The sequence below is a fragment of the Salinibacterium sp. genome (assembly GCF_031364185.1).
Taxonomy (GTDB): domain Bacteria; phylum Actinomycetota; class Actinomycetes; order Actinomycetales; family Microbacteriaceae; genus Rhodoglobus.
In genome coordinates this window covers 1-2,151 of the sequence record NZ_JANLVV010000202.1, presented here as the reverse complement: position 1 = coordinate 2,151, position 2,151 = coordinate 1, and the positions used below count along the sequence as shown (strand labels likewise).

2 protein-coding genes and 1 pseudogene are annotated in these 2,151 nt (G+C 61.9%); all 3 read right to left on the bottom strand.

Annotated features, from left to right (window positions below):
* On the bottom strand, nucleotides 1-584 hold a 584-nt coding region (locus tag RMN95_RS09025; RefSeq protein WP_309616600.1), incomplete at its 3' end, for an ATP-binding cassette domain-containing protein.
* Nucleotides 585-687: 103 nt separating this feature from the next.
* Nucleotides 688-1,788, bottom strand: coding sequence for a BMP family ABC transporter substrate-binding protein (locus RMN95_RS09020; RefSeq protein ID WP_309616599.1), 1,101 nt, complete (start codon nucleotides 1,786-1,788; stop codon nucleotides 688-690).
* Between the two features lie 139 nt (nucleotides 1,789-1,927).
* Nucleotides 1,928-2,151, bottom strand: a pseudogene (locus RMN95_RS09015) (BMP family ABC transporter substrate-binding protein); the annotation flags it as partial.

Genomic DNA, 2,151 nt, shown 5'->3' with positions numbered 1-2,151 from the left:
ATGAACACGATGGAGGTGCCCGACTCTTTGAGTTGGCGCATGATCGCCATGAGCTCATCGGTCTCCTGCGGGGTCAGCACGGCGGTCGGCTCGTCGAACACGAGCACCTTCGCGTCACGAGAGAGGGCCTTGATGATCTCGACGCGCTGCTGCACGCCCACCGGCAGTTCGTCGATGAGTGCATCCGGGTCTACGTCAAAACCAAAACGACTCGAGATCTCGCGCACCTTCTCCCTCGCACCGGCGAGGTCAAGCCTGCCGCCGAAGCTTACGTCTTCGTGGCCGAGCATGACGTTCTCTGCGACGGTGAACACGGGAATCAGCATGAAGTGCTGGTGCACCATCCCGATTCCGGCGGCCATGGCGTCTCCAGGGCCGGCAAAATGCTGAACCTTGTCGCCAAGGAGAATCTCGCCCTCGTCTGCCTGGTACAGCCCGTATAGCACGTTCATCAGGGTGGACTTTCCTGCACCGTTCTCGCCGAGGAGACAGTGGATCTCGCCCGGCTCAACGGTCAGGTCGATGTGGTCGTTAGCGACCAGCGAACCGAACCTCTTGGTGATTCCGCGAAGTTCCAGCTTCATGTAAACCAATCTAACCTGCAGGCGTCGTCGACTGCGCTCGGGTGTTAACGAAGCCGGGGAGGCCAGCTGAGCCGACCTCCCCGCCCTATGTACTAGATGGATGCTACCCGAGGTACGACTTCACCGGCACTGCACCGGAGATGATGTCGGCCTTCAGCGCGTCCAGCTCGCCGGCCAGGGCCGGGTCGACCTTCGACTCGAAGTTGTGGAACGGCGCGAAGCCGACCCCATCGTTCTCCAGGGTGCCGACGTAGGCATCGGTGGAGAAGTTGCCGGCGGCAGCGTCGGCGACAACCGCGTTGGTTGCCGTCTTGATGCCCTTGAGGATCGAGGTCATGATGACGGCCTCGGTGGTGGGGTCGGTCACGAACAGGTCGGCGTCAACACCGACGAGAGCAATGTCTTTGCCCGAGTCCGTGATCGCGGCGACTGCGCTCAGGTAGATCGGCCCACCGACGGGCAGCAGCACGTCTGCGTTCTGGTCGATGAAGTTTTTGGCCGTCGACTTCGCGACGTCGTTGGCCTCGAAGCCCCCGGTCACCGTGTAGGTCTCGGGGGTCGCGGGGTCGTAGCCGAGAACCTTAACGGCCTTGCCCTTCTCCGTGTTGTAGTGCGCAACGCCCTGGGCGAAGCCGTCAGAGAAAATCGACACGGTCGGGAACGGCAGGCCGCCCCAGGTCGCGACGATGCCCGTCTTCGAATAGCTGGCGGCGGCGTAGCCGACGAGGAACGCCGACTGTGCGGTGTTGAACAGGATCGGCTTGATGTTCGGAGCGTCGGTCTTGCCATTGAAGTCATTATCGGCCGCGTCATCGATGATGGCGTAGTTGACGTCCGGGTTAGCTAGGGCCGACTCGACCGTAGCTTGTGACAGGGCGAAGCCCACGGAGATGATCAGTGAGCAACCCTGTGAGACGAGGCTGTCAAGGTTCGGTGCATAGTCGGTTTCCGTTGCGGACTCGACCGTGATCGGCTTGACATTGAGTTTTTTGGCGGCCTCAGTGAGACCCTCGAAACCGAGCTGGTTGAACGAGTTGTCGTTGAATCCACCCTGGTCAGAGACCATGCAGGGGATGAAGTCGCTGGCGGCGGCTGAGCCGCTCGCAGCGGGTTCCGGTGCTGCTGCGCAGCCAGAGAGCACGATAGCGCTCGCTCCGACCAAGGCAATACCGCTGACGACGCGGCCGCGTGAGGTGATTCTCAAGGTGTCCTCCAGGATGCTGCCCAACCATCAGGGCTGGGACATAGTGCCTTTAGAGTACTGAGTCAGGTCATCTCCGAGAAGTAGAACCGGTAGCTGACGCGCAATGGTTACCAAACCGCGACGGCGCCGCCGCGGAACGCTAGCGAGGAGTGCTCGGGCTGGTCACCTTGACGGCACCCGAAATGATGTCGGCGCGAAGCTGGTCGATCTCGGCGCCCAGCTCGGCGCTGACCCTGCTGGCGAGGTCATGGTACGGAGCGATGTCCACCCCGCCATTCTCGAGGGTGCCAATGTACGGCGTGTTGTCGAAGGCGCCGTCCTTGCTGGACTTCACGATCGACACCACCGCGTCACCGGTGTTCT